This is a genomic window from Caulobacter sp. HMWF025 (assembly GCF_003060965.1).
In the GTDB taxonomy this organism is placed as follows: Bacteria; Pseudomonadota; Alphaproteobacteria; order Caulobacterales; family Caulobacteraceae; genus Caulobacter.
Genome location: NZ_QAII01000158.1, coordinates 1 through 26,828, shown reverse-complemented (window position 1 = coordinate 26,828; position 26,828 = coordinate 1). Strand labels below are relative to the sequence as shown.

Here is a 26,828-nt window from a genome sequence, read left to right as displayed (position 1 = left end):
CCTGACACCGCTGGACACAGCCTGTGCGACGGGAATCTCTAGCCCGGTGCCCGCGGCAGATCGAGCGAGACCCGCAGGCCACCGAGCGGGGAATCGCCGAGTGTCACCGACCCGCCGTAGGCCCGGGACAGTTCATCGACGATGGACAGGCCGAGCCCCGATCCCGGCGTATGCTCGTCCAGACGCTGGCCGCGCTTGAGCGCGTCGGCCCAGCGCTCGGGCGGCAGGCCCGGCCCGTCGTCATCGACGACCAGGCTCCAGCGGGCCTCGCCGACGGACGTTGCCATGACCCGGATCCGCCCCCGGCACCACTTTCCGGCGTTCTCCATCACATTGCCGGCCAGTTCCATCAGGTCCTGTTTCTCGCCCTGGAAGCAGAGATCATCGGGGCAGCGCCAGTCGATCTCGATCCCCTGCCCGTCTGCCTTGTCCTGGAAGATCCGCTCCAGGGTCACCGCCAGTTCGTCAAGGATCGGCTCGACCGGGGTCCGCTCGCCGCTGGTCTGCGAGCGGGCGGCCGCACGGGCCCGGCGCAGGTGATGGTCGACCTGCTCGCGCATCACGTCAGCCTGGCGGGTCACGAGCGCCGACAGCGGGCCGGGTTGCTGCGAGGCCTCGGTCAGCATCACCGACAGCGGGGTCTTCAGGGCATGAGCGAGGTTGCCGACATGGGTCCGCTGGCGCTCGACGACTTCCTGGTTGTGGGCCAGAAGGGCGTTCAGCTCCACAGCCAGGGGCTCGAGTTCCTCGGGATACTGGCCATGCAGGCGCTCGGTCTGGCCCCGGCGAACCGAGGCCACCTCACGCCGGAGCTCGAACAGCGGCGCGAGACCGAAGCGGACCTGCACGACCACGGCCAGGATCAGGCCGCCGCCGAGGATCAGCAGGGCCATGGCGGTGATGCGCACGAACCGCCCGGCATCGGCGTCGATCTGCGAGCGGTCCTCGGCGGCGAGGAATACCACCGGAGTCGTGTGGCCCGGCAGGCGGGCGAGAAGGGCGGCGGCGCGCAGCGGCTTGTCCTGCGGACCGCGCATGTCGAGGAACAGGGTCTTGCCCGGCGACGCCATCAGCTGGTCGATCTGGGCTGACGAGAGCATCAGGTCGCTGTCGAACAGCGACCGCGACCGCTCGATCGCCTTCAGAACCCCACCGCCGGGGCTGTCGAACAGGGTCCAGTAGCGACCGGAATAGGCGCGGGTCGCCCGGATATCGACCAGGAACGGCGCCTTGACCACGCCGTCCTCGACCGTGGTGCCGGCATAGAGGTCGTCGGTGAGCATCGACAACGACTGGTCGAACCGCCGGATGCCGGCGTCGCGGAACTGGCTGTTGACGAAGACGCCCGCCACCGCGACCACCAGCAGGGTCCAGAGACTGGCCAGCAGGACGAGGCGAAAGACCAGCGAGCGCTTGCGCGGCGCGAGCAGGTCGCGGACGCGCGTCAGAAGACTCACCCCGCCGACTCGCCTTCCAGGGGCGTCAGCCGGTAGCCCAGGCCACGCACCGTCTCGATGCGGTCGGAGCCCAGCTTCTTGCGCAGCCGGCCGATGAACACCTCGATGGTGTTGGAGTCGCGGTCGAAGTCCTGGTCGTACAGGTGCTCGACCAGCTCGGTCCGCCCGATCACCCGGCCCTGGTGCATCATCATGTAGTGCAGCAGGCGGTATTCCAGCGAGGTCAGACGCAGGGGCTCGCCATTGACCGACGCGCGGGCGGCGCGGGGGTCGAGACGCAGGGCTCCGCAGGACAGACTGGGGGCGGCATGGCCGGCCGAGCGGCGCAGCAGGGCCCGCAGCCGCGCCAGCAGCTCTTCGGTGTGGAACGGCTTGGCCAGATAGTCATCGGCCCCGGCGTCGAAGCCGGCGACCTTGTCGCTCCAGGCGGCGCGGGCGGTGAGGATCAGCACCGGCGTGGCGACATTGCCCCGCCGCCAGCGCTCCAGCACCGAGACGCCGTCCACCTTGGGCAGGCCGAGATCGAGGATCACCGCGTCATAGGGCTCGGTCTCGCCCAGGAACTGGGCTTCCTCCCCGTCCGGCGCATGATCAACGGCATAGCCGGCATCGGCCAGGGCCAGTTTCAGCTGGCGCGTCAGGTCGGGATCGTCCTCGACAAGCAGGATACGCATGCAAAGAGGCCCTTAATTGGCGCTGAGGATCTGGCCGCTCTCGGCATCGACGATGAAGTCGATGCGGCGGCCGTCGGTGGTGGCCCACCGGACCCGGTAGTTGCGGCCTTCGAGGCCGGCGTCGAGCACGCGGCCGGGGGTCCGGCGGGCGATCTGCTCGATCACCCGGGCCAGCGGCACGAGACGACCCGACTGAACGCCGCCGCGGGCCTGGTCCTGCTGGGCCCGCCAGTCGGCGCCCAGCGAGTCCGGGCCGCGTTGCGCCGACGCGACACCCGGCAGGGCGGCGGCGAGGGCAGCGGCGACGAAGAGGGCGCGGATCGGTTTCATGCGCTCAGATCTAGAGGACGGCGGCTGAATGGAGACTGAACAAAGCGCTTATGAACGGGGTGTGTCGTTCTGTCACGGGCCCAGCGGCCAAATGGCCGCCGACCGGCGAACTGTGCTCCCTAGCCCTTCTTCTGGTCGGCGATCCAGGCATCGATCCGCTGCTCCAGCACCGCCATCGGCAGGGACCCCTGCAGCAGCACGGCATCATGGAACCGGCGCTCGTCGAACCGGTCGCCGAGCGCCGCTTCAGCCCGGTGACGCAGCTCCAGGATCTTCAGCTCGCCCACCTTGTAGGCCAGGGCCTGGCCCGGCCAGGAGACATAGCGGGCCAGTTCAACCTCGATATTGACCGGTGACAGGGCGGTATTGTCCGTAAAGCAGGCCCGGGCCTGCTCGAGGCTCCAGTGCTTCCAGTGCAGGCCGGTGTCGGCCACCAGCCGGCAGGCCCGCCACATCTCGTAAGACAGCCGGCCGAACAGCTCATACGGATCGCGATAGATCCCCATCTCCTCTCCCAGCCATTCCGAATAGAGGCCCCAGCCCTCACCGAAGGCGTTGAAATACAGACCCTTGCGGAACTCGGGCACGTCCGTCTGTTCCTGGGCCAGCGAGGTCTGGGTGTGATGCCCGGGCGCGCCCTCGTGCAGCACCAGGGCCGGCAGTTCGTACAGCGCCCGCTGGTCCAGCTCGGAGGTGTTGATCATCAGCCCCCCGGCCCGTCCGGCCTTAGGGTCGCCGCCGAAATAGCGGCCGGTCGTGTAGCCCTTCTCGATACTGGCCGGCACGGGGCGCACGCCATAGCTCAGGCGCGGCAGCACGCCGAAATGGGCCGGCAGCTGGTCATCGGCGCGCTTGGCGATCTCGCTGGCCTTTTCCAGCAGCTGCTGGCGGCTGGTGGCGTAGAACTTCGGATCCTTGCGCAGATAGGTGATGAACTCGGGCAGGGTGCCGGTAAAGCCGGTCTGGGTCATCACCGTCTGCATCCGGGCCCGGATACGGGCCACCTCGCTTTGGCCGAGGTCATGGATCTGGTCCGGCGTCATGCTCGTCGTCGTGTGGCGGCGCGCCAGATAGGCGTAGTAGCGCCGACCGTCCGGCAGGTCCGAGGCCGCCAGGCTCTTGGCCGCCTTGGGCAGGTATTCGGTTTCCATGAAGCTGACGAAGCCGGCGCGGGCCGGCGCGATGCGGGTGGCCAGAAGCGCCTCGCCCTCGGCGATCAGGACCGCCTTGCGGTCGGCCGGTACACTGGCCGGCAGGGCCCGCAGGGGGGCCAGCAGCGGCTCTTCGGCGACCGGCGTGGCCGCCGTGCGCCGGGCGCGGTCCAGCACCGACTGGGCGGTCGGCACGGCCTGGACAAAGCCGCTGGCCATGCCGCGCCGGGCATTGGCGAGGTTGACCGCATACCAGTCCGGCGTGGTGGCGATCAGGTCCAGCCACTTGCGGGCCTCGGCCTCGGACTTCAGCCGCATGCCGTTCGCGCGATAGAGCAGCGCCACGTCAAAGCCGCCGTCACTGCTGAACGGCATGCGCGACTCGTCAAAGCCCAGCCCCTCGATCCGCTCATCGAGGGAAAACCGCAGGATCTGCGCGGTCAGCCGCTGGTCGGGGGTCAGGGTGGCGAGGTCCACACCGTCCAGCAGGCTCCGGGCCTGGACCAGACGGGCTTTTCGGGCCGCATCGGCCGCCGGACCGACGACCGGCAACCGCCAGCGCTGGGCCTCAGCCCCGCCGCCGTCATCGTCCTCGCCCCCGGCATTGGCCGCCTCATAGGCCTTGACCGCCGCAGTCAGCCGGTCGCCCGGCTGCGGTGCCGCGTGGGCCGCAGAAGACAGCAGGGCAACCGCCAGCAGGCCCGGCAGGCCCCAGCGCGACATCCGACGAACAGCCATGGGCACTCCCCGCAAAAACCTGTTCGCAGGGTTAGATCAGGAATCAGCCCGCAGCCAAACCCGGACCGTGGCGGGCCAGGGGCTCAAGTCTGTCGATGTCAGGAAAAGAGAGAGAGAGAGGAGAAATTGGAGCGGGCGAAGAGATTCGAACTCTCGACCCCAACCTTGGCAAGGTTGTGCTCTACCACTGAGCTACGCCCGCATCCGGATTTCTCGGGTCTCGTTCCACTCTCCAGGAGGCTGGAGACTGGAGCGGGCGAAGAGATTCGAACTCTCGACCCCAACCTTGGCAAGGTTGTGCTCTACCACTGAGCTACGCCCGCATCGTGGAAGCGAAAGAACCGCCCCGCGACGAGGAGGCGGCTTATGGCAGAGCGCTTGGCCGTTTGCAAGGGGCGTTTGAGGGCTTGCGAAGGCGCTTCTTTCCGGCGCTCAATCAGCCCCCTGAGGATTGGGGTGGCGGAGTTTCGACCTTGCGTCTGTTCGTGTTCGGCCTGGGCTATGTGGGGACCGCTTTCGCTGAAGCCCTGCGCGTCCGGGGCTGGGAAATCGCCGCGACCGCCCGCTCGCCGCAACAGGCGCAGGCCCTGCGCGCAGCGGGCATCACCCCGGCCGACCCAAGCGACCGCGAAGCGATGGCCGCCGCCATGGCGGGTGTGACGGCCGTGCTGATCACCTCCCCGCCCGGACCGGACGGCTGCGCGGCGCTGGAATCGGTGATTCCCGCCCTCGCCCAGGCCCAGGCCTTTCCCGACTGGATCGGCTATCTGTCGACCACCGGCGTCTATGGCGACTTCGAAGGACGTTGGGTGTTCGAGACCTCGCCGCTCAAGGCCCAGTCGGTCGAGGGGGCCCGCCGGGTCGGGGCCGAGCGCGACTGGCGTCAGGTCGGTCGCGGCATGGGCCTGACGGTGACCAGCTTCCGACTGCCGGGCATCTATGGCCCCGGCCGCAGCGCGCTGGACCGCCTGCGAGCCGGTGAAGGCCGCCGGATCGTCAAGCCGGGCCAGGTGTTCAGCCGCATCCATCTGGACGACATCGTCTCGGGCCTGCTGGCCTCACTGGACCAGCCCCGGGCGGGCGGCATCTACAATCTCTGCGACGACGAGCCGGCCCCACCACAGGACGTGATGGAGTATGCGGCCGGCCTGCTCGGCGTGCCGGTGCCACCGGACCTGCCCTTCAACGAACTGGGCCTGTCGCCCGCCACCCGGCGCTTCTATGCCGAGAACAAGCGGGTCTCGAACGCCCGGGCCAAGGCCGAGCTGGGCTGGACCCTGCACTATCCGACCTATCGCGAGGGGCTGAAGGCGATCCTGGCCTCGGGCCGCTAGAGCCCTACTTCCGCTTGGGCGAATAGGGCTTCTGCTCGCGCCAGGCCTGGGCGAACTTTTCCAGGTCGGGATCGATGGTGTCGGGCAGGGTCACCACCAGACGGGCCAGCAGATCGCCACGCTTGCCCTTGGCATCGGCCAGACCCCGGCCCTTGAGCCGCAGGGTCGCGCCGCTGTTGCTGCCCTTGGGCACGTTCAGCATGACCGCCCCGTCCGGGGTCGGGGCTTCGACCTTGCCGCCCAGCACCGCATCGGGCACCGAGACCGGCAGGTCCATGACCAGGATCTCGCCCTCACGGCGGTAGATCGGGTGCGGCTTGATCGACAGTTCAATCAGCGCGTCGCCGGGCCCGGCGCGGCCGGGACTGCCCTGCCCCTTCAGGCGCAGGGTCTGGCCTTCCTGGGCCCCGGGCGGGATGGAGACATCGATCGTGCGGCCGTCCGAAAACGCCACGCGCTTCTTGCCGCCCCGGATGGCCTCTTCCAGGTCGACGTCGAGCCTGGCCCGGACATCGGCCCCGCGCGGCGAAAAGCCTCCGGCCCCGCCACCGAAACCGCCCTGGCTGCGCGACCCGCGTCCGAGGATGTCGCCGAACAGGTCGCCCAGATCGATATCGGGACCGTCAGAGCCACCGCGCGAGGAAAAGCCGCCGCGATTGAAACCGCCGCCGAACGGATTGCCGCCCGCCCCGCCATAACCGCGCATGGTCTCGCGGCCGTCGGCATCGATCTCGCCGGCGTCGAACTTCTTCTTCTTCTCGACATCACCCAGGATATCGAAGGCGGCACTGACCTGCTTGAAGCGGTCTTCGGCCGCCTTGTTGCCGGGATTGGTGTCGGGGTGAAACTGCTTGGCCAGTTTGCGGAACGCCTTGCGGATCTCGTCCGCGCTCGCGGTCCGGGATACGCCAAGTTCCAGATAGGGGTCACGCGCCAAGGAATTGCCTCTGCGGAGTCAGGGAAAGCCCTACTCACTTAGGCCGTTCGCGCCGTGGCGCAAGCCAATTGTTGCATTATTATCACAGCAACCTTGTGGCCGGGACACCCCAACCCGCCGTGGCCGAGCCCTGGGCGACCTCAACGCTCAGGATTCCGGCCGTTCCGGCCGCCAGATCGACAGCGCGCAGGGCGGCGGAATAGGTGAACCCCGGTGCGGCCAGCACCACCTCGCGGACCACCGCGCTGCCGTTGAGGACTCTCAGCCGCCAGGTCTCGGCCAGCTCGCCGAGCGGAACCTCACCGTCCCAGACATCGCCGCCGACCCGGCTGCGGCGAATCCAGCGGATCGTCTGGTCGCCCCCGACTGACCGGACCCGCAGATGGGCCGGAGCCAGGGGCCGCGCCGCCCGGCCGGTCCAGGTTATTATCGCTTCGCTCATCGCCGGGCCGGACGGCGGTCCCCCGGCCGGCGCGGCCCGCACCCGCAGCGGCACCCCGCGCTCAAAACCGGAAAGCGTCAGCCGCGCCAGGGTCTCGTCCAGCAGCACGACCGCCGCGCCCGCCGGGATCAGGTCAGGCGCGGCCTGCCCGTCCCACTGGCCGCGCAACAGGCCCGACAGGGTCCAGACCTCCGGCGCGACCAGGGTCGCCGTAGCGTAGCCGATCACCTCCCAGGCACCGGCCGCGCCCTGAACCGCGATGACCCCGTCGCCTGCCAGGGCCAGGGCCAGCGACCGGGACGACAGGCCGATGCCTTCCAGCCGAACCGTCAGGCGACCGCTTCGATCCAGACGGTGCGGCGAGGCCGGCGGCAGGTCGGCGAGGGTCTGACCCAGGCTCGCGGCCGCTGGCACCGCCGCCCGCAGGGTCAGGCTGTCGACATCGGCACCGGCATGCACCTCCATCGGTCGCCACGGCTCGGCGGCGACGGCGATCCACGGTCGCAGATCCTCCCCGCCCTCCGGCGGCATCGGCAGGTCGAGGACCTGAACGACCGGCGAGCCGGGCGGCTCGCGGGCCGGTGCCGGGGACCAGTCCTGGCTCGCGGCCAGGCTTGGATCAGGCAGCACCGGGGCCAGCAGGGCCCGCGGCTGCTCGTCGAGATCGATGCGCCGCACCTGCCAGGCCTCGCCTTCGAAGCTCAGACGGGTGCCGGTTTCCAGACGCAGGGCGGCCAGGGGGGCCAGATGCACGACCCGCTCGCGCTGCGCGGCCAGGGCGGCGTCCAGCAGGCGTTGAGCGACCACAGTGGCGTCCGCCGCATAGAGTCCCAGCGGCATCTCGATGTCGGCACTGCCATTGCCGCCCGCACGCCGCACGCTGACCGAACCGGCCTGGTCGTCGCGGGCCGCATCGATGAAGCGCAGGCGCACGGCGGCGACAGGATCGGTCAGGCGACGCACGGCGGTGACCGGCGCGGCACGATCCTCGGGCCAGGCGAGATCGGCCTCGTCCAGAACTTCAGTCGCCGGGCCCGCGCGCGAGACCAGCCGCACGGCCCCGCCCCGCTCCACGGCATCCAGTCCAAAGGCCTCGCACAGCGGAGCCAGGGCGTCGCGCAGCCGCATCGGCCGGTCGAGGACATAGCCGACGGCCCCGCCGCTCGCCTCGCCGGGATCCAGCGCCACCCCGGCCCGGGCCGCCAGCGCCGCGATCAGCTCGACCAGCGGCGCGGTCCCGGTCCGGCCGTTCAGCCAGTGTCCCGTCAGCCAGTTGGGTCCATCAGCCCAGATCGCGCTGCGGGCCGGAAAGTCGGGAAACGGCCGCGCATCCCAGCACCAGGCCGAGGCCGCCTCGACCATCGGCCGGCCATAGACCCGAGACACCGGATTGGCGGCCGGATCGGCGAGCCAGTCCAGCACCGCCTCCAGGAACCGCCGCTGACCGATCTCGTCGCGCGCGCCGCTCGAAAACGGCGGCAGGCCGCTCTCGGCGCTCTTGGCGTCAATGAAGAGGTTGGGCGCATTGCTGCCCTTGTCGATGGCCGGACAGCCGAACTCGATCAGCCGGATCGGCTTGGACTGCGGCACCCAGCCGGTCGGGGTGGCCGAACGCACGCCGCCGGGACGGTCGTAATGCGCATGGCTCCACCAGCCCTTCAGGTCCTTGGGCCGGAACATCCAGGCCTCGCCATGGGCCCCGTCGGTGATGGGGGTGCGGACCTGGGCCAGCCGCGCGGCCTCGTCGGCATAGGACCAGTCAAAGCCCTCACCGCCGGTCAGACCGGCCCGCAGGCCGGCGCTGTCGTGCGGCCCGGTAAGGCCCGCCAGCGCGTCCAGATGCCCCGTGCCGTCCCGCCAGTCGGTGACCGGGGGATAGAAGTCGATGCCGACGAAATCGATGGCCGGGTCGCTCCACAGCGGGTCGAGGTGGAAGACCGCATGGCCCGAGCCGTCGGCGGGCTGGTGGCCGAAGTACTCGCTCGACAAGTTCCACGTTAGCTACCAGCGCGAAGACGAGGACTAACGGTCTGCTTGGCCCTCTGACAGATCGAACTCATCCATCAGCATTAGCCGTTGGGGTGCTCGGCGAAGGCCAAAGCGCTATCGCAGCCGCTGCCATCACATCAGCGCGACGCGCAATGGCTTGCTCGTTCCAAACGGGCTCCGCCGCGATGGCGATGTTCGTTTTGAGGAGCGAGTCATGGAGACGAACCCTCTTCGTTTCGAAGTCAGAATTGCTCGCCGACGAATTGGCTGGCGGCGTAAGCAGCGTCAGGTTCGGCAGGGTCTGTACAACCGCCTTTCTCGCCTCGATTTCCAACCGCACCGCCTCATCAACGCCCGAAATAAAATCGGCCGGTACGACCGCGCCACTGGGGAGCGGCCAATTGGTCGTCCATGTCTGCGGCATGACGTGTTCAATCGTCAGGCCGTCTTGAAGCGTTCCATGGATGTTGAACTTGTCGCGCATGGCGAATTCCAACTCTTCGAGGATCAGCTTGAGCCGATGCTGCGGAATCCAGCCGTATTGGGGCCGACTACGTATGGCGGCGGCGAACTCGTCGTCGGTCGGAAAACGAGATGTATCAGCGCCCTTCTTGGCGTCCATCACCGTGGCGAACGCGTCCTCCGTGATGCCGTTCTTCTTCATGAAGGCCGCGACCTCCACGAAGAGATTGTTGTAGTTCTTCGGCGACAGATAGCAGATCGCCCGGCGAACGATGTAGCTCCCCACGAGGTCGTAGAGCCGGGCCTTGGTGGCATCGTCAGCGTCGGATTGAGCGATCACCAGAACAAGCGGGTACGCGGTCGATAGATCGAATGTGTTCAGCCTTCGCGACAACTTAGACAATTCGCCGGTGACAGAAGGCTCGGCAAGTTGGCGATAGGCCGGGGCGTACTTCGTCAGAGCGCCAAGCTCGGCGGCGGTGCTCTCAAACGCACGCGCGGCGACGAACGCCTTATATTCGGAGAATAGCTCTCCCAGCGAGATGACGACACCACGCTCGGCCGCGAGGACGTGGCCCAAGAAGAAGTCGATCCTCGGCTTTTTGATACGCCCCTGCGTCTGCTCCTGCTTCCAGAACGGCTGCTCGAACTCAGACCAGTGCTCTTCTAGTAAAGCACCCTGATCTTCGTTGCGGCGGTTAGCACGGTGGAACACGTCGTTGCGCACGAGGTCCATGGCGGCCAGCGGCTTGCCGCCGCTGTTGAGTGTTTCAAAGATCACCTGAGCGTCGTCATCGGCCGCGAGGGTGATGACGATCAGCCGGAAGTGTTCGAACAGGACGGTCGATAGGGCGAGCAAGCGCTGATGTAGAACCGCATGGTCGTACTCCTTGCGGTCTGGGAGCCGTCGCCCCTCGGTGATGTAGTCTTCCGCCTGATCCCAGAAATACCAATATGCCCACAGCGGGCCGGGAGCGGTGTTCCGAATCTTCCCGTTCTTGAAGAAGTGGTCGGGGTATTTCTGGCGCAGCGTTGCGCGGTCTAGGTCGATGATGTGCCGGAACAACGCCCGATCATAGGTCGTGGGCTCCAGCTTGTACCGTTCAGTGGCCCGATCTTGCATCGGCGTATCGTCGCTATGGACGATCAGATCGGAAAGCTGGCGCGCGACGTCTGGAAAGCCAAACTCCTTCGCGACATCGCGTAGGGCCGCGAAACAGAGGTGGAAGGTCGTAAGGCGCTGCTGACCGTCAACGACATTGAAGGCCTGAATCTTGCCGAAAACCGGATCGCTATCCGGGATCAACAACAGCGCGCCCATGTAGTGGGAGAATGCGACCTTCCCGGTTTTCAACAGTTCGTCGGCCTTGCCCTCTATCTGCTCCACCAACGGCTCAAGTTCCCGCTGATTCCATGCGTATGTGCGCTGGTAGATTGGGACGATGAAGCGCTGGCGTTCGCTGACGATCTTCCCGATGGATAGTGGCTTCGCGTCCAAATCGGCCCCCTACAGCAGGGCTTCAACTAAACCTTCGGCATCAGCATTGTCACGCCACAACTACTGACGTTTCGTCAGCCATCGCCAGATCGCCTGATGCTGACCCCGGACATCGATCCAACGGCTACCGCCCCGCTCTCTGTGCTCGATGGTCGTCAGGCGACGGCTGCGAGCGACCAGAAACGGCGAGCCGGAGAAGTCAGACGTATTTCGAGGGCGAATCGCCCTGACCAACGCCACCAATGATGGTGACATGAGATGTACGGACGCATTGTCCGACCGAAGGGCCTCGACAAGTTCGTGTGCCGCCTCCCGCTCCTTGGTGCTGGGTTCACGCACCAGACCCACGCCGCACACCGGTAGGATCACAGACCGCCCGGCTGCGATCTGGATGATCTCCATTGCCCACAGCCACCGGGCATATTCCTCGGCCCGCCAAACTCTCAGGGCTCAAGTCGTCTGATGGCGGCGATGAGATCGTCGATGCTGTCGAACGCCACCAACTCGGACGAACGGTCGCTGCGCACGCGCCCATGCACGACCGTCTGGCTCGGTGCCCGCACCGGCTCGCCACCCTCGCGCGAAGGTCGTCCCCGATACTTGAAGGTATCCGGCGACTGCGTTTGGAAGATCGTCATCGCGTCGGCCGGACACACCGTGAGAAGTTCTCCACGCACTTCCCACGGATAGGCCGCAACGGCGTCGATCACCTCCAGAACGGCGGGCGACACATTCGGGACTTCGAAACAGACAGCCTCCCACGGGAAATGATCTCCGTTGGGCTGCGGGAACGGCATTCGTTGGAAGCAGATGTTCCGCCACCGTCTCTCTTGGCTGGGCGTCAGGAGAACTTCGTCGGTCACACGACAGACGCCGGTCGGCGGCGCCACCAGTGCATCTCGCTCCTCACGATGAACGATCACCGGCAACGAGAGGCCCAGCGCCGCCGGGGGAGCCTCGAAACGCCAGTTGTAGGTGCAGACCCAGTTCTGGCCGCAGACCGACCGGAGGTATCGTCGAAATTCGGCGGCGTTCAGCCTGCCATTGGCATCAAGAAAGCAAAATACCGCCAACCTAAAGATCATGCACAACTCTTAGCTGCCAAACTCCGATTTAATTTACAACATAACGATTAAAATTGAATTCAACCGCTGAATATGAGATAAATATATTATCGAGCAAGCCGTGGCGGCGCGTTCAACGAGTTCAATGTTGATGTGGTGAACACAACGACATTCGAAGCTCCCAAGCAGACCGTCACCTGCTTGGGGGCTTTTTCTTTTCTACCACATATACTCTCAGGGTGACTTCTTACTAGGCTGACCCGGCCCAAACTAGCCAACGTACAGGGGTCGGGGGATGCCGATTACCAGCTAGACCGGTGTAGAGAGCACCAAACACGGAACGGGATCGGTCCCGGTCGTCCGTTAAGGCCCGAAGGGGCCAGATGAGAGTTGGTAGCCTCGTTAGACATTCAATGATCTGGGGTCCGCCGTGACCGACTTGGAGCCCTAGAAACTGACGCACGGTCTGTAGAGTGCGCCAGTGCAGCCGTCACCCCCGTGGCCGGGGACCGGCGAACCGTTTCGATCCACCATAAGTGACAAGCAAGCGACCCCGCCTCACGAGGGCAGGCGATTCATTGGCAAGCGCGCGACGCATGACGTCTGCGGCCTCTGCACTCTGGACGCGGGTTAAGCAGCCCCTACGCCGAGTAATGCTCAGGCGTCTTAGGTCATGGGATCGGGAAGTCATGACAAGGCGAGTACCGGGAAACCGCTCGCACGGAGTAACAACCTAAGTCATTTACAGAAAGCCGACTCGTCCGAGAAGGTTCTTCCCCCTGTCTCTCCATCCTCTGCCTACACATTCAATGTGTAATTCCAGTGTGATGGAGGGACAGGGGGATAATGAAAGCCGATCTGAACGCGAGAACATGCAATTCTAAATCTTCGTATTTCACACAGTTTGACACTTTTCTCTCTGTGGGATGCAGAAAACTGCTCGCCGGTGTGGGAGCGAAGGCTGCGCCTGAGCGGGAACGCCAAGAGCGGCCTGAGCGCAGTGCAGCAAGCTCACGGCCCCCAATCCCGTACAACAAGGCTGGCGCCCAATCAGCAGCAGCGCCGGAATGAGCTAGGCTTCGCCTTCGGCGTCATCGGCCAATAGGGCAATGGGCGTGACCTCCAACGCTTGCGCGAGTTCCCACAGGGTGACGATGGTCGGGTTGCGCTTTCCGCGTTCGAGATCGCTCAGGTAATTTTGGGCGAACCCACAGCGCTCAGCGAACACCTCCTGCGTCAGCCCTCGTTCGAGGCGGTACTTCCGCACATTCCGGCCGACGATCTTTCGCATGTCCATGCCGAACACGCTTGGCGTTCACGCATCTTGGAGTTTATCTACTATAGTTCATATTGACGACATCGGCCCACTCGGCCGCCGAGGGGGACCGGATGGGGATCAACAGCGTCAACACCAACGCTCAGGCCCTTGTTGCTCTTCAAGGGCTCAATGCGACAGGGCGGGACTTGGCCACGACGACCACTCGCATCGCGACGGGTCGCGAGGTCAATTCGGCTAAGGATGACGGGGCGACCTATGCCATCGCCAAGCGACAGACCGCTGACGCCAACGCCCTGAACGCGGTGAAGGACTCGCTGGCACGCGGTCGAGGCGCCGTGGACGTGGCGTTGGCTGCCGGTGAGCAGGTTGTCGATCTCCTGACCAAGATGAAGGCCTTGGCTCTGACCGGCACAGAAGAGAGCATTCCCCGCAGCAGCCGCCAGTCCCTCATGGATGACTACTGGACGATGCACTTGCAGATCATGCGAACCTTCGAAGGCGCGGATTTCGACGGCATCAATCTGCTGACCGGGAGCCAGACGGTCAGTTTTCTGGCCAGTGGCGATGGCGCCCAGACCGTGGACATCGACGGCCTCGGCGCCAAGTTTACGCCCTACACGCCGACCGACCCGTACTACATGCGAGGGCACACGCTGGATGAGGTCGAATACGCCCAGTACTGCCTTTCGGATGTCAGCCACACCTTGAAGAGCATGACCGCCGCTCTCGCCAAGCTGGGCACTCAGGGCGAGGCGCTCGATGGCCAGACGGCACTCGTCGGCAAGCTGCAAGATCAATCCGAGATCGGGGTGGGCAACCTGATAGACGCCGACCTAAGCAAGGAGAGCGCCAAGCTCACCGCCCTACAAACCAAGCAGTCCCTCGGCGTGCAGGCCTTGTCCATCGCCACCAACTCGGCCAACTGGCTGCGCAGTCTTTTTGGCTAGGGGTGACGGTCGCGACTGATCACCGGTAAAGGTTTCTACCCCTGAAATGGGATCGTCACGCCATTCGACGCCACACCAACGGTCAACGAATCCACCGTCGAACATACCGCCAGAGCGCTGGGCGCTGATCTGCACGAAGTGCGGCGTTCGATGAAGTTTCAGCCAGAGGCGCAAGTAGGCCTCCGGTCCAGCCGCCGACCGGGGCGGTCAGGCTAAATACCATCATGATCAACGACCTCTACGACATGATGGCAGAGCGTGGCCTGACCCATTCGCGGCGCCATTTCTCCACCGAACTCCTTGGCGCCGCACACAACTACGCCACCACCAATCGCCACGGGCGCCCATCGGACAGCGCCCTGCTCCACCTCATCAGATGGCTCTACGGCCGTGGCCGGTACATCCTCGCCCTCTACTGCCTCCAGAAGCTCGTATGGCCGGAACGGCCGGATCGTCGCCTGTGGAGTGGTCGATGATCTGGCGCCCTTGGCTGATCGCCGCCCCCGTCACCAGCACCATTCCAGACGAGATCGTGGCGGCCATGCTCGCGGCGGGGCACTGGGTGACCGAGCCGGAACCGACGAACCTTCTCGTGATCAAGGTCGCGGACCCAGAGGCGCTGACGCACCTACACACGAAACTCGCGGGCGTCGTACTGTCCGACTTCGACGAGTTTGTGGGCACCGACGAATTCGTAGTCACAGAAGCGGACCGCCCCGAATGTGAACGCCACATTGCGGACCGGCCTCCGAGCATAGTCAGTTGGAAGCGACTGACACAAATCGGGGTGGGCGATGACAACGCCCGGCGCGATCTGATGAGCCGTTACGAGCACTACCGTCAGGCCGTAATACGCTGATCACTGTGGATCAGACCTTCATGGGGGTTCCCACTTCTCCCGACGCACGCCACGGTAGCGCCAGCATGGCCGGGCAGCATCTGGGGTGACCTCCCTCGTGTCGCTCACCCGCCCACGCTGCCGTTTCGCTGTCCGGTGAGCCCATGTCCGATCTACGCGCCCTGCTGAAATCCTTTCGCGACGCCGCCCGCTCCGAGCGGGAGAAGGGAAACTACTTCGAGCGCATCGCGGTGGAGTTCATCAAGCACGATCCCGGCATGGCTCAGGAATACGAGGACGCTTGGCTCTATTCCGACTGGGCCAAGGCGTCAGGCCGAGACGGCCGTGACACTGGGATTGATGTCGTCGCACAGATGCGAGACGGCGGCGTCTGCGCGATCCAGTGCAAATTCTACCAAGAAGGCCATCGTGTCCAAAAGGCCGACATTGACAGCTTCTTCACGGCGTCGGGGAAGAGCCCGTTCACTCGCCGCTTGATCATCGACACCACGGACGCACCGTGGAGCGGTCACGCCGAAGATGCCCTTGACGGCCAGCAGATCGAAACCACCCGGATCGGTCTGGATCGCCTCGCCGAAAGCATCAACTGGGCCAAGTACCTCCGCGACGAAACCGTGGAGGTCGCCGAGAAGAAGAAGGCCCGCCCCCACCAAGAACAGGCGTTGGAGGCGGTTCGCGAGGGCTTGTCCGAGGGTGACCGTGGCAAGCTGATCATGGCCTGCGGCACCGGCAAGACGTTCACCGGCCTCAAGATCGCGGAGAACATGGTCGGCGTCGGCAAGACCGCGCTGTTCCTCGTACCGTCACTGTCGCTGATGTCCCAGACCATTCGGGAATGGACCATCGATTCCACGACACCACTTCGAGCCTTCGCCGTCTGCTCAGATGCTCAGGTCGGGAAACGGCGCCGCAACGCCGACGACGTGGCCGAAGTCGAAGCCCATGACCTCGACTATCCGGCGACGACCGACGCGGCCAAGCTGGCCAAGAAGGTCGCACATTCGGCACCAGACCGGATGACGGTCGTGTTCGCGACCTACCAGTCCATTCAGGTCGTGGCGGCGGCGCAGACGGCACACGGGATGCCTGAGTTCGACCTCATCATTTGCGACGAGGCCCACAGGACGACCGGAGCGACGTTCGCAGGCGACGAAGAGAGCCATTTCGTCAGGGTCCATGATCAGACGTACCTCAAGGGCAAGAAACGGCTCTACATGACCGCGACGCCCCGCGTGTTCGGTGATGGCGTTAAGACGAAGGCCAACGAGGCCTCAGTCGAACTCTGCTCGATGGACGACGAGACCAAGTACGGAACGACCCTATTCCAGAAGGGCTTCGGCTGGGCGGTCGAAAACGGCCTGCTCACGGACTACAAGGTTGTCGTCCTCGCCGTGGACGAGGGAATGGTCAGTTCCAGCATCCAGAGCCGCTTGGCGGCCGGTGACAATGAACTGAAATTGGATGACGCGACCAAGATCATCGGTTGCTACAAGGCGCTCACCAAGGGCGACTTGAAACAGGACATAGGCGACGACGGCGAGCCCATGCACAGGGCGCTGGCGTTTTGTAAGGACATCGCCAGTTCGAAGCTGATCAAGGACCAGTTCCAAGCGGTAGTCGCCGAGTACCTCGCGTCTGAGGAGGGCAAGGAGGTCGAAGCAGGCCGAACGCCACTCGGTTGCGAGCTTCAACACGTTGACGGCACATTCAATGCCAAGGAGCGGAACCGTTGCCTAGATTGGCTCAAGGCCGATCAGCCCGAGGATGTCTGCCGTATCCTTACCAATGCCCGCTGCCTGTCCGAGGGCGTCGATGTCCCCGCTCTTGACGCGATCCTCTTCATGCACCCCCGGAAGTCCCAAATCGATGTGGTGCAGTCGGTCGGCCGCGTCATGCGCCGGGCCGAAGGCAAGAAGATGGGTTACGTGATCCTGCCCATCGGCGTGCCCGCTGGAATGTCGCCCGAGGATGCCCTGAACGACAACGAGCGTTATCGCGTCGTCTGGCAAATCCTGAATGCCCTGCGATCACACGACGAACGGTTCGACGCGATGATCAACAAGATGGATTTGGGCGTCGATGTCGGCGGCCAGATCGAGGTCATCGCCGTAAGCAACAAGCTGCCCAACAAGGCCGACAAGTCTAAGGGGAAGGCGAACATCGGTCACGGCAGCGCCCCGGATGACGACGGCGATGACGACAAGCCAGAACGCAAGCGCCCTGACGAAAGCCAGATCGAGTTCGTATTCGATGAGTTCTCGAAGGCGATCATGGCGAAGATCGTCAAGAAGTGCGGTAGGCGCGACTACTGGGAGAATTGGGCCAGCGACATCGCCAAGATCGCCCAAACGCACATCACGCGCATCACCGCTCTGGTCCAAAAGGAAGGAACAGCGGAACGAAAGGCATTCCGGGAGTTCCTAGCAGAAATTCGCGATGACCTGAACGAAAGCATCTCTGAATCAGATGCGGTCGAGATGCTGGCCCAGCACATCATCACAAAGCCAGTATTCGAAGCTCTATTCGAGGATCACAGCTTCGCGAAAAACAACCCTGTGTCAGTGGCGATGCAAGGGGTTTTAGACATTCTGGATGAGCAAAACTTGGAGAAGGAATCCGAGTCGCTCAATAGTTTTTATGAAAGTGTGCGTCGCCGAGCCTCGGGCATCGACTCCCCGGAAGCCAAACAAAGAATTATAGTCGAACTTTACGATAAGTTCTTCCGAACAGCCTTCCCCAGAATGACAGAAAAGCTCGGCATCGTTTACACGCCAGTTGAAGTAGTCGATTTTATAATTCGGTCGGTTGACGAAGTTCTTCGATCAGAATTCGGGCAAAACCTTGGAAGTGAGGGCGTTCATATAATTGACCCCTTCACAGGTACAGGCACCTTTATAACTCGCCTCCTGCAATCTGGGCTCATATCGCGAGAAGATATCAAAAGGAAATATTCCAACGAAATACATGCAAATGAAATAGTCCTTCTTGCATACTACATCGCAGCCATCAACATTGAAGCCACGTACTCCGGCATAACGAATGAATATGCTCCGTTTGGCGGAATCTGCCTTACCGATACCTTTCAACTATATGAGCAGGATCGTGATTTAATTAGCGAAATAATGGCCGATAATAGCAGTCGGCGGATGCGACAAAAATCTCTTGATATACGGGTAATTATTGGAAATCCGCCGTATTCAGTGGGTCAAAGTAGCGCAAATGACGACTCTGCTAATTCGAACTATCCGAAACTCGATGAAAGAATAAGAGAGACCTACGCTGCGAACAGTAGCGCTACAAATCTCAATGCGCTTTATGACAGCTACATTAGGGCGGTTCGCTGGGCCAGCGATCGTATCGGAGATAGCGGCATTGTGTCATTTGTGACAAATGCTGGCTGGATCGACGGGAATTCTACGGATGGACTTCGGAAATCCCTCGCAGAGGAATTCTCCGATCTCTACATATTCCACCTTCGCGGAAATCAGCGAACATCGGGCGAGCAATCACGCCGCGAAGGCGGGAAGATTTTTGGCTCCGGCAGCCGTGCCCCTATCGCCATCTGGCTCTTCGTCAAGAACCCCTCCGTGGAAAAGCGTGGCAACATCTATGTTCACGACATTGGAGATTATCTAAGCCAAGCGGATAAATTGGCACGCATCTCCATGTTTGGAAGCATAGGCGGCATCAGTGCCGCAAATGGATGGACCGCAGTCACGCCAGACACCCAAAATGACTGGGTTAAGCAAAGGGACGAAAGTTTCGACCGTTACATCCGCATCGGGAACAAAGACGCCAATAGAGAGCCTGCAATTTTCTCCACTTATTCGCGCGGGATAGAAACTGGGCGAGATGCTTGGGTCATAAACTCAAGCATTATAGAACTACGTTCGCGCGTGAGAAATTTTATCTCGTTCTATAATTCTGAGATCGAAAGACTTACGGAAGAGTTTTCAAAGCATAAGATGGATTGGCTGGGGGCTAGATCACTCGCTTCGAAAGATTCGACGAAAATTAGCTGGACGAGAAGCCTGCTGACAGATTTAGCGAAGCGTCGAAAGGCTTCCTTCCAAGAGGAAAACCTAGTCCAGTGCGTTGCGAAGCCATTTACAATGCAGTGGCTGTATTTTGATGATCAGCTAAACCATGAGCGCGGGCAACTCCCGAGGATGTTCCCGGAAAAAGGGAAAGCGAACCGGGTTATCTGGGTAACGGGCGTTGGCGCGTCGGTGCCATTTAGCTGCTTTATGAGCGGGTGGATTCCATCACGTGAAGGTCCATCAAGTACCCAGACGTTCCCCCTATACTTGTATCCCCGACCTACAGATAGCATCAAGCAGGAACTTGACCTTGATGATACAGAGGTTCGCGACGGAATAACGGATGCAGGACTTTCTCACTTTAAAGCAGCTTATCCAGAAGCAACGATAATGAAGGAGGACGTTTTCCATTACGTATATGGAATTCTACACTCAGAATCATATCGAGCGCAATTTCAAGACAATCTTTCCAAGCAACTGCCACGAATTCCACTTCCAAAGAAGGTGGAGGATTTCTGGCAGTTCGTGAGAGCGGGAGAGAGTTTGGCAGATTTACACGTGGACTTCGAAACTGTTGAGCCCTACCCAGTCACGATTAAAGAGGGTGATCTGAGCCTCGCAGTGATCGAGGACGAAAAGACGTTCTACCGCGTTGAAAAGATGAAATTCGGTGGCAAGCGACCCAAAGTCGATAAGGCGACGGTGATTTATAACCCGCGCATCACGATGACGAACATTCCGATCCACGCCTACGACTACATCGTCAACGGCAAGTCGGCGCTTGAATGGGTCATGGAACGACAGGTCGTAAAAACCGACAAAGACAGCGGTATCGTCAACGACGCCAACCGCTACGCCGTCGAGACAGTCGGCGACCCCGCCTACCCACTCAAGCTGTTCCAGCGGGTCATCACCGTCAGCTTGGAGACCATGAAGATCGTGCGCAGCCTGCCCGCACTCGACATCATGGACACGACCAAGACGGACACCGCACAGGCCTAGTAGGCTACTATTCAATGACGATCTGGTGCGGCCGAATTAGCCCAGCCGCACCAGCCGTAGCCGCTCCTGTGCAAGCTCGAAGTAGCCTGCATCCTTCTCGACGCCGACGAACCGGCGCCCCTCCATCACAGCCGCCACCGCCGTCGTGCCAGAGCCGAAGCAGCAATCCAGTACGGTGTCGCCTTCGTTCGTGAATGTGCGGACGAGGTATCGCATCAGTTCGAGCGGCTTCTGCGTCGGGTGGACGGGCCTAAACTCAGAGGGAAACCGTAGGATCGACTTCGGATAGTTCGTGTGGGTTTGATTGCGGCCATCGCCGGTGATGGGCTTGCCGTTGAAGGTGTCCGGCTCGCCGTTTCGCTTTGTGTTGGGCTTGATGTAGCAAGGGCGGTAGATCGGGCTGAGGGTGTTCTGGCCGCCGGAATCTGACAGCGTGCCGCCCTTCACAATCCCACCGCCGGAACGCACTGGCCTTTCAAGCTCGACCAACCCCTGCGGATTGAAGGTCATGTTGCGGGCGATCTGATGCCCCCTTCCCGACACGATAGTACCGGGGCTGAAAACGAGGACGTCTTCATGTTTTTTGAGGTGCCGCTTACTGGCCTGTAGAAACCCGGTCGCACGGCTCTTTTCCCAAACCAGCGCCTCCTTGAACCACTCAGGATTGCTCATCACCAACTCTGCGGTGAACGGCTGACTGGCCGTCAGGATCACGGCGCCAGTCGGCTTTAGAACTCGCCGGAACTGCTCCCACAGCGGCTCCAGCGGAATCGCCTCATCCCATTCCAGATTGGTGAGCGAGTATGGCAGGTCGGCGATGACCGCGCTGATCGAACGGTCTGGCAGCGTGGGCAGCACCTCCAGACAGTCACCGAGGATCAGGCGGGCGCCATGTAGTGGATCGGTCTGCGGAACGACCATCGGCGTGAGCCGCAGGAACATCATCGCAAGGAGCAGGCTCCGCAGGTTGCCCCGCCCGTGTTCGATCTGGATGATTGTCGGCTTGCTGAGGCCGATCAGCGTAGCGAGCGCCGCCTGTGAGTAACCCGTCGCCCTCCGAACGGTAGCGATCCACCCGCCAACTTCCAGCGACGGCTGCTGGTCGGCGAACCGCAGCCTCAAGACGCCGAGCACCGCCAGAAGCGACCGCAGCGTGCCGCAGCCCTGCTCCAGCCCTTGCACGGTGACCAGATCGATCCCCGCCTCGGCAGCCAGTCGCTTCTGGCTGAACTTCATCGAGCGGCGCACTTCACGCAAACCGGCGCCTAAAGCTCCGGCCGCATACTCGATGGTAGTTTCGTTGACTGATGGTGCGGCGTCGAACGGCATGATGGCGCCATTTCTGGGGTAGAATCCTTTACCGGAAGGTTTCCAGCGAGGAGCCGGATGGCGGCCGAATGTCGCTCGCCGCGACGGCCGACGCCCTCTCTCTGATTTCCATCAAATGATCGGTATTATGCTTTGAATATCTTGCCTCAATACGCCCGTTTATTGAGGAAAAAATCATCTCAATACTGTATCCTAAAACCACTGTCTGGATTGCGAGCAATCCGTTGAGTTTTGGGAGATTGAATGAAGATCGGCTTTTCTCGGGTTTCCACTTCGTCGCAGGATCATGCTCTACAAATCGACGCTCTGGAAAAAGCGGGCTGCGAACGCATCTTCCTTGAGACTGTTTCCGGTACGCGCATCGACCGGCCGGAGCTTGCCAAGGCGCTGGAGTTTGCCCGCCCCGGCGACGTGCTCTGCGTTTTCGCGCTTTCGCGCCTCGGTCGAAATATGCGGCAGATCATCGACATCGTTGACGATCTGAACAGCCGGGAGATCGGGCTGCATTCCCTGACCGAAAATATCGAAACCTCTTCGCCGACCGGCAGGCTTTGGGTGAACATGCTCGCAGCCCTTAATCAGGCCGAGACTGACATCCTCAAACTGCGCACGCGACACGGCCTCGCCGCCGCTCGTGCCCGTGGTCGAGTTGGCGGTCGCCCACGCTCCCTCGACGATCAGAAGCTCCGCGTGGCCAAGGCGCTGATCGCGGAGGGCACGCTGACTGTCGCCGAAGTCGCCGGTCAGGTCGGATGTGCTCCGGCGACGCTTTATCGGGCGCTGCCGGGCGGCCGAACAGCTATGGGCGAGCAGCGAGTGTAGCTCGCCCTCGCAAGTTGGGCGCCGATCTCCAACTCAGCCATTGCGAAAGCTGACAACCAATGGACAAGTAGCGGTAGCGCTCTGGGGACACGGAGCGAGGGGGACAAGATTTGCCAAGCAAGGCGCTCCACAGATTCACTCAACGTCTGATCTCCTACGAGACAGACCTTGAGCTAACCGACGTGCTTATAACAAACTTCCTGCGCGGACAGGCCGACGAGAGGACCATCTGTGAGGCGACAGGAGGGCGAGTTGATGGATACCCCCGACTTCACGCTTGCCCTAATACAATACAGTCTCGGAAAATTGTCGGTCTGCATTTGAAATCCACAATCCACGTCGCCTTTATAAAGGAATTATACGAAGATTTTTCTGATTTTCTCGCAACGTCTCTATCGCGAGCAGCGCTCGCCGGAGTAGATGCGTCGCGTTTTGCTGGCGAAGTCAAACTCGACATTCACGCCAAAGAAATCCTTCAAGCTGGTTCTTGGGATGCTGTTATACGCTTGATATCCGACAAGATATTTCGGGCGCTTGAGAATGAACGAAATACACGCTCTCTAATAAACAAAATGAGCGTTCGCGTTGGACTACAGCTAGAAGAGAACGTTCTGACGGCAGCAATGCCCTACCTAGATGCTCGCCATATATTGGTACACCGAGATGGCAAGCCAGACGATCTGTACGTTCGCTCTTATCCTGACGTCCCCATTGCAAGAAATGGTGCCATCACGATGAACTTTGATTTTGTCACTCGTGCACGAAACGCGGTGAAGGCACTCGCCGAACACATCGACGCCAGAATGATTGATGCTGGCCTCGTCCGCCAACAGGACATCGCCGGGCAGCGCTGATCGAGGGAGGCCACTAGAGGGGCGACTGTAGGGGAGCGTGCCTCGGCAACACCAGCGCCCCGGTCAGGCGGAGATCGGCACCTCTACAGACCGATGCAGATCATCGATCAGAAACGCGAGGTGGGGCTTCTCGACTAGCCGTGCCCGGATGAAGTCGGCAAGCGCCGTCTCGCTGGACCGGAACTCGTCAGGCTTCAATGCCCCCCGGAACAGTTCATAACGCAGCCACACCCGATAGGTGTTCACGACATCGGTCTCACAGTACGCGGCGACCTCGGCGATCCGCCCGGCCTTCACGAATCCAGCCACCTCAGCGCCGTCAACGCCGTCAGGCTTTCCCGCCAGCCCCAGAACCCGGCATAGCTCGTCCAGCTTCGCCTTGGCGCCGCTGCTGTACGAACCCAGCACGTCGCACAGATCGACGGCGGCATCATCGTAGCGCTTGAAGTACGCACGGGCATGGAGACCCGGCGCCGGGATCGAATTGACCATCGCCCTGTAGCGCAAGACCGGCAGATCGAAGCCCTGACCGTTGAAGCTGACAAGGGTCGGGCGGAGGGACTGGAGCCGGTCAGAGAAAGACGAGATCAGGTCGGCCTCGGATCGTTCGCCCATATGCGGTGCACCCAGCGACCGGATCGCCCAGTGGTCATCCAGCCGTTCAGCGATCACGGCGCCGATGCAGGCGATTTTGTGCAGAGGGAGTTTCGGGAACTTCTCGCCGACGATCCCCTCAGCTACCGCGTCGTCGTGCTCAGCCAACCCGTTGATCCGCGAAACTGCCTCAAGATCAGGAATGGTCTCCAGATCGAACACGACAACGTACTGGGCCAAATTACCTCCGAAATCTCAAATATATCGACATATTGTTCGTCCACTATAGCATAGAATGATATATATAACCGTAATTTATATAATCAGTCGATGCGGAGCGAAATTATGGACCACAAGAGCGTCGATTTGAGGGTGGAATTGCTTTCCGCGTTCATCGGAAACAACGCAGTTTCTGTGACCGATCTAAACGAGCTAATCAGCAATATAAGTTCCAGCCTGAACGGCGTTGTTTCGACCCGTTTCCTCCGCCCGGACGCGGCGGCGAAGCCGTCCGCAAGCCAAACACGCAGGAACATCACGCCGGACGCCAAGATCGCTCGCTTGGCCGTTGGGTCGTGAATGAAAACGGGCTTGGGAAGGCGACCAATCGGCCCATTTCCAGACTGTTTTCCATAATGACTTCGCCTCGACCGAATTTGCCCGGCGGGCGACTTTAGTATTCTAGGCCGCACCTCGGGCATGACGGGCGACGAGAAGGTTCGCCTTCTCCGTCAAGGCGGGGGTGACGGGGCTCGCACCGAGACCAGTCTTAAAATGCGCTTCAAGTGCCGTGAGGGTTTCCGGTGTCTGATCCTTGAAAAGCTGCATGACATCGAGTTTGTCGATGACCTCGCCCTTGGTATCGATCACGACCCGCAAGATTTTTGAGAATGTGAGGACATACTGGCGATAGCCGTCCTGAACCTCACAGACGACACTTACGCCCATAGCCCGGATAGCTTCGGCCACCTTTCGGCGTGCCTCAGTCCTCGTCGCTTCGTCAGGATCGTCGAGAAGGTCACGGACCTCGAAAACACGACGCTGATGCTCGGAGGCATCGACGGCACCACGGGCCTTGTTGAGGCGTTTGCGAGCCTCTTCAAGCTCATCCTTTAACCTCATGATTGATCGTTGCAGTTCAGCGGCGCGATCCTGATAGGCAGGGATTTCGGGGTTCTTGATCGACAGGTTCACCGCTGACGCCTGCTGGTCGGTGGCGTCTTTTAAATCCTTCTCGATCTGAGCGACCTCGTTCACGACACCGATGGTCTCATTGGCCTTCGTGAAGAACCGATTGTCCAAGGCGAGATGCAGCACCTCGTTAAGCGCGGTGACCTCAAAGGCCGCATAGGCGAACATTTGGCGTTGTTCGCAGCCCCGGCCCGACATGGAATTTCGGCACTTGAATAGGCCTTTCCGCAGAACGCTCGTCGGTGACAGCTTGCTCGACTGGCGGGGACGGAGGGTCATCGGCCCCCCGCAGCAACCGCACGTGACGCCCTGAGCGAAGAGGTTGGTGGAAAGGCGACGGTAACGACCTCCAGTTCCGCGACGACTATCCGACGCCGTGCGCGCCTGAGCTACAACGGAGGCATCAACGATCCGGGGGAAATAGCCAACGATGCGCTCTCCAGTACCCGTGCCGTTGCTTGCACCGGGGATGTAGTCGCCTTCGACCGCCGGACTATGCAGCAGCAGGCCAACATATTTGTCGGTCCACTTTGTGCCGCGACCGCCGAAGCTAGGAACCTTGGCCTCGTTTAGAGCGGTCGCGATCATGCGGTTGCCTTGACCTTCGACAGACCAGCGGTAAACCGCCCTGACGGTCTCAGCTTTCGTGTCGTCGATCTTCCATTCGCCGTCGATCACAGACAGCCACGCCGGGACGCGGCGGCTGATGATCTTGCCTTCTTTGGCGCGAGCGAATCGCCGTGCCCAATTGTCGTAGTTGAGCGCCGATTTCCGGTTCGAATGCTCGTTAGCCACCTGAGCCTTAATGAGGATCATCAGGATATTGGTGATTTGGTCGGGGCCTCTCAAGGCACCTTCGTCGTAGACCTTCTCGCCTTCCACGGTCGCGATCTTGAGACCGATTTCGCAAAGGTCTTCCATCCACCGCTGGGCTGTGCGCGGGTCCAGACGCGACAGGCGGTCGAGTTGTTCGACGACGAGGATTGAGCCCGGCTCGATGTCACCGCTACGAACGCGGGCGGCGAACTTGCCAAGGTTGCCGCTACGGAGGTGATCGCCCTTCCACGCGGACTTACCTTTGTCCTCAATTCTATCGGCGATGGTCCAACCACGCCGGGCGCAGAAGCTCTCGCAAAGCTCGCGCTGGCGTTCGAGCGAATTGCCGTGTTCCTGCTGCGGCGTGGAAAATCGGCTGTAAATGTAGGCGTTCGGCATCTGTGACCCTCGCGAAATAGCCTAGCCGTAGGTGCTTAACATCCGCCTAGTCGGTCGATTGCGGGGCTGTTAGGCGCCTGTGACTAACCGGGACCAGTTGGGACGAATGCGACTGCGTTAGGCCGGGCGTCTAACAGCGACGGGTTCGCTCCAGTCGGCCGCATAGCCGATCTGCGGGCCCGTCCCGAGCATCGACCGCACGTCCCCGGCCAGGGCCTTCAGCGCCGTGACCGCCGGATAGCTGCCCCCGGGCCCGCGCACCGCGGTCAGGCTGCGCAGCTCCGACCCGATCAGGAAGCCGTCGACCCCGCCCGCCAGCTGCGCCAGGGCCGCCGCGTGCAGGACCATCCGCCGGTAGCCCCAGTCGGCTCCGCCGGAGAAGGTCGGCAGACCATCGCTCTGGCCGAACTGGCCGGGGGTGGCGCTGCCGAAAAAGGCGGCGACCTGGCCGGCCGCTCCGGCACTGCCGTCCGGCGATCCGGGCCGTCCGGGGGCCGGATGGCAGGTGATCCGCCCGCGCCACGGATAGGCCCCCTGCCCGGCCCCGCCCCACGGATCAGCCAGGCCCGACGCTGCCGGCACATCCATCAGCACGAACGGATAGAGCGTCACCTTCAGGC

At 62.3% G+C, this 26,828-nt stretch carries 19 protein-coding genes, 2 tRNA genes and 2 pseudogenes; 8 read left to right on the top strand and 15 right to left on the bottom strand.

What is annotated here, in order from left to right; all coding sequences use genetic code 11:
* Nucleotides 1-38 precede the first annotated feature (38 nt).
* The 6 genes from DBR10_RS17160 to DBR10_RS17135 all read right to left on the bottom strand — a co-directional run bounded on the left by DBR10_RS17160 (nucleotide 39) and on the right by DBR10_RS17135 (nucleotide 4,673).
* On the bottom strand, nucleotides 39-1,430 hold the full coding sequence (locus DBR10_RS17160; RefSeq protein ID WP_108505418.1) for an ATP-binding protein: 1,392 nt from the start codon (nucleotides 1,428-1,430) through the stop codon (nucleotides 39-41).
* 23 nt (nucleotides 1,431-1,453) lie between these two features.
* Nucleotides 1,454-2,131 (bottom strand): response regulator transcription factor, encoded by a 678-nt coding sequence (locus tag DBR10_RS17155; RefSeq protein ID WP_108505414.1) that lies wholly within the window; start codon nucleotides 2,129-2,131, stop codon nucleotides 1,454-1,456.
* A 12-nt stretch (nucleotides 2,132-2,143) separates the two neighbouring features.
* A complete protein-coding gene (locus DBR10_RS17150) occupies nucleotides 2,144-2,461 on the bottom strand; it encodes a PepSY domain-containing protein (protein WP_108505415.1) in 318 nt (105 codons plus the stop codon).
* 119 nt (nucleotides 2,462-2,580) lie between these two features.
* On the bottom strand, nucleotides 2,581-4,335 hold the full coding sequence (locus tag DBR10_RS17145; RefSeq protein WP_108505416.1) for a DUF885 domain-containing protein: 1,755 nt from the start codon (nucleotides 4,333-4,335) through the stop codon (nucleotides 2,581-2,583).
* A 142-nt stretch (nucleotides 4,336-4,477) separates the two neighbouring features.
* A tRNA-Gly gene (locus DBR10_RS17140) sits at nucleotides 4,478-4,552 on the bottom strand.
* Nucleotides 4,553-4,598: 46 nt separating this feature from the next.
* Nucleotides 4,599-4,673 (bottom strand) — tRNA-Gly (locus tag DBR10_RS17135).
* A gap of 150 nt (nucleotides 4,674-4,823) precedes the next feature.
* Between DBR10_RS17135 and DBR10_RS17130 the strand changes: the two genes are divergently transcribed.
* Entirely contained in the window at nucleotides 4,824-5,684 is an 861-nt protein-coding gene (locus DBR10_RS17130; protein ID WP_158273172.1) for an SDR family oxidoreductase, read from the top strand.
* Between the two features lie 4 nt (nucleotides 5,685-5,688).
* Here the strand turns inward: DBR10_RS17130 and DBR10_RS17125 are convergent, their stop codons facing one another.
* The 5 genes and pseudogenes from DBR10_RS17125 to DBR10_RS17100 all read right to left on the bottom strand — a co-directional run bounded on the left by DBR10_RS17125 (nucleotide 5,689) and on the right by DBR10_RS17100 (nucleotide 13,373).
* Nucleotides 5,689-6,621 (bottom strand): DnaJ C-terminal domain-containing protein, encoded by a 933-nt coding sequence (locus DBR10_RS17125; protein ID WP_108556529.1) that lies wholly within the window; start codon nucleotides 6,619-6,621, stop codon nucleotides 5,689-5,691.
* Nucleotides 6,622-6,703: 82 nt separating this feature from the next.
* Nucleotides 6,704-9,046: pseudogene (locus DBR10_RS17120) on the bottom strand (baseplate multidomain protein megatron); the annotation flags it as partial.
* 73 nt (nucleotides 9,047-9,119) lie between these two features.
* Nucleotides 9,120-11,012, bottom strand: a complete 1,893-nt coding sequence (locus tag DBR10_RS17115) for a DUF262 domain-containing protein (RefSeq protein ID WP_108503800.1) — start codon at nucleotides 11,010-11,012, stop codon at nucleotides 9,120-9,122.
* A gap of 443 nt (nucleotides 11,013-11,455) precedes the next feature.
* Complete coding sequence (locus tag DBR10_RS18975; protein ID WP_146184058.1) at nucleotides 11,456-12,097, bottom strand: hypothetical protein; 642 nt, start codon at nucleotides 12,095-12,097, stop codon at nucleotides 11,456-11,458.
* Nucleotides 12,098-13,148: 1,051 nt separating this feature from the next.
* The gene (locus DBR10_RS17100) at nucleotides 13,149-13,373 is read right to left on the bottom strand and encodes a helix-turn-helix domain-containing protein (protein WP_108556528.1); all 225 of its coding nucleotides are present in this window, start codon (nucleotides 13,371-13,373) and stop codon (nucleotides 13,149-13,151) included.
* A gap of 92 nt (nucleotides 13,374-13,465) precedes the next feature.
* Here DBR10_RS17100 and DBR10_RS17095 point away from each other — a divergent pair, with 92 nt between their 5' ends.
* The 4 genes from DBR10_RS17095 to DBR10_RS17080 all read left to right on the top strand — a co-directional run bounded on the left by DBR10_RS17095 (nucleotide 13,466) and on the right by DBR10_RS17080 (nucleotide 20,203).
* Complete coding sequence (locus DBR10_RS17095; RefSeq protein WP_108504304.1) at nucleotides 13,466-14,302, top strand: flagellin; 837 nt, start codon at nucleotides 13,466-13,468, stop codon at nucleotides 14,300-14,302.
* 224 nt (nucleotides 14,303-14,526) lie between these two features.
* A complete protein-coding gene (locus DBR10_RS17090; RefSeq protein WP_108504305.1) occupies nucleotides 14,527-14,778 on the top strand; it encodes a hypothetical protein in 252 nt (83 codons plus the stop codon).
* Nucleotides 14,775-15,161, top strand: coding sequence for a hypothetical protein (locus DBR10_RS17085; RefSeq protein WP_108504306.1), 387 nt, complete (start codon nucleotides 14,775-14,777; stop codon nucleotides 15,159-15,161). Before DBR10_RS17090 ends, DBR10_RS17085 begins: the two co-directional genes overlap by 4 nt.
* A gap of 143 nt (nucleotides 15,162-15,304) precedes the next feature.
* Nucleotides 15,305-20,203 carry a DEAD/DEAH box helicase gene (locus DBR10_RS17080; protein WP_108504307.1) on the top strand — a complete coding sequence of 1,633 codons (4,899 nt, stop codon included), beginning with the start codon at nucleotides 15,305-15,307 and terminating at the stop codon, nucleotides 20,201-20,203.
* A gap of 36 nt (nucleotides 20,204-20,239) precedes the next feature.
* Here the strand turns inward: DBR10_RS17080 and DBR10_RS17075 are convergent, their stop codons facing one another.
* The gene (locus DBR10_RS17075) at nucleotides 20,240-21,532 is read right to left on the bottom strand and encodes a DNA methyltransferase (protein ID WP_108504308.1); all 1,293 of its coding nucleotides are present in this window, start codon (nucleotides 21,530-21,532) and stop codon (nucleotides 20,240-20,242) included.
* Between the two features lie 243 nt (nucleotides 21,533-21,775).
* Between DBR10_RS17075 and DBR10_RS17070 the strand changes: the two genes are divergently transcribed.
* Nucleotides 21,776-22,354, top strand: a complete 579-nt coding sequence (locus tag DBR10_RS17070; protein ID WP_108504309.1) for a recombinase family protein — start codon at nucleotides 21,776-21,778, stop codon at nucleotides 22,352-22,354.
* Between the two features lie 320 nt (nucleotides 22,355-22,674).
* Nucleotides 22,675-23,208, top strand: coding sequence for a hypothetical protein (locus DBR10_RS18970; protein WP_146187868.1), 534 nt, complete (start codon nucleotides 22,675-22,677; stop codon nucleotides 23,206-23,208).
* 63 nt (nucleotides 23,209-23,271) lie between these two features.
* Here the strand turns inward: DBR10_RS18970 and DBR10_RS17065 are convergent, their stop codons facing one another.
* Nucleotides 23,272-24,042: a 3'-5' exonuclease gene (locus DBR10_RS17065; RefSeq protein WP_108506292.1), complete on the bottom strand. Its 771-nt coding sequence runs from the start codon at nucleotides 24,040-24,042 to the stop codon at nucleotides 23,272-23,274.
* A 105-nt stretch (nucleotides 24,043-24,147) separates the two neighbouring features.
* Between DBR10_RS17065 and DBR10_RS18965 the strand changes: the two genes are divergently transcribed.
* Entirely contained in the window at nucleotides 24,148-24,381 is a 234-nt protein-coding gene (locus tag DBR10_RS18965; RefSeq protein ID WP_146184223.1) for a hypothetical protein, read from the top strand.
* 102 nt (nucleotides 24,382-24,483) lie between these two features.
* On the opposite strand, the gene DBR10_RS17055 is transcribed toward DBR10_RS18965, so the two are convergent.
* Both DBR10_RS17055 and DBR10_RS17050 read right to left on the bottom strand, forming a co-directional pair.
* Nucleotides 24,484-26,208, bottom strand: coding sequence for a recombinase family protein (locus DBR10_RS17055; RefSeq protein WP_108506294.1), 1,725 nt, complete (start codon nucleotides 26,206-26,208; stop codon nucleotides 24,484-24,486).
* A 144-nt stretch (nucleotides 26,209-26,352) separates the two neighbouring features.
* Nucleotides 26,353-26,828: pseudogene (locus tag DBR10_RS17050) on the bottom strand (baseplate megatron protein TIM-barrel domain-containing protein); the annotation flags it as partial.

What these genes read in the sequence shown, in the direction of transcription:
- DBR10_RS17155 (WP_108505414.1), bottom strand. Translation starts at nt 2,131, where the DNA reads ATGCGTATCCTGCTTGTCGAGGACGATCCCGACCTGACGCGCCAGCTG.
- DBR10_RS17150 (WP_108505415.1), bottom strand. Translation starts at nt 2,461, where the DNA reads ATGAAACCGATCCGCGCCCTCTTCGTCGCCGCTGCCCTCGCCGCCGCC.
- DBR10_RS17145 (WP_108505416.1), bottom strand. Translation starts at nt 4,335, where the DNA reads ATGTCGCGCTGGGGCCTGCCGGGCCTGCTGGCGGTTGCCCTGCTGTCT.
- DBR10_RS18975 (WP_146184058.1), bottom strand. Translation starts at nt 12,097, where the DNA reads ATGATCTTTAGGTTGGCGGTATTTTGCTTTCTTGATGCCAATGGCAGG.
- DBR10_RS17100 (WP_108556528.1), bottom strand. Translation starts at nt 13,373, where the DNA reads ATGGACATGCGAAAGATCGTCGGCCGGAATGTGCGGAAGTACCGCCTC.
- DBR10_RS17095 (WP_108504304.1), top strand. Translation starts at nt 13,466, where the DNA reads ATGGGGATCAACAGCGTCAACACCAACGCTCAGGCCCTTGTTGCTCTT.
- DBR10_RS17090 (WP_108504305.1), top strand. Translation starts at nt 14,527, where the DNA reads ATGATCAACGACCTCTACGACATGATGGCAGAGCGTGGCCTGACCCAT.
- DBR10_RS17085 (WP_108504306.1), top strand. Translation starts at nt 14,775, where the DNA reads ATGATCTGGCGCCCTTGGCTGATCGCCGCCCCCGTCACCAGCACCATT.
- DBR10_RS17080 (WP_108504307.1), top strand. Translation starts at nt 15,305, where the DNA reads ATGTCCGATCTACGCGCCCTGCTGAAATCCTTTCGCGACGCCGCCCGC.
- DBR10_RS17075 (WP_108504308.1), bottom strand. Translation starts at nt 21,532, where the DNA reads ATGCCGTTCGACGCCGCACCATCAGTCAACGAAACTACCATCGAGTAT.
- DBR10_RS17070 (WP_108504309.1), top strand. Translation starts at nt 21,776, where the DNA reads ATGAAGATCGGCTTTTCTCGGGTTTCCACTTCGTCGCAGGATCATGCT.
- DBR10_RS18965 (WP_146184223.1), top strand. Translation starts at nt 24,148, where the DNA reads ATGGACCACAAGAGCGTCGATTTGAGGGTGGAATTGCTTTCCGCGTTC.
- DBR10_RS17055 (WP_108506294.1), bottom strand. Translation starts at nt 26,208, where the DNA reads ATGCCGAACGCCTACATTTACAGCCGATTTTCCACGCCGCAGCAGGAA.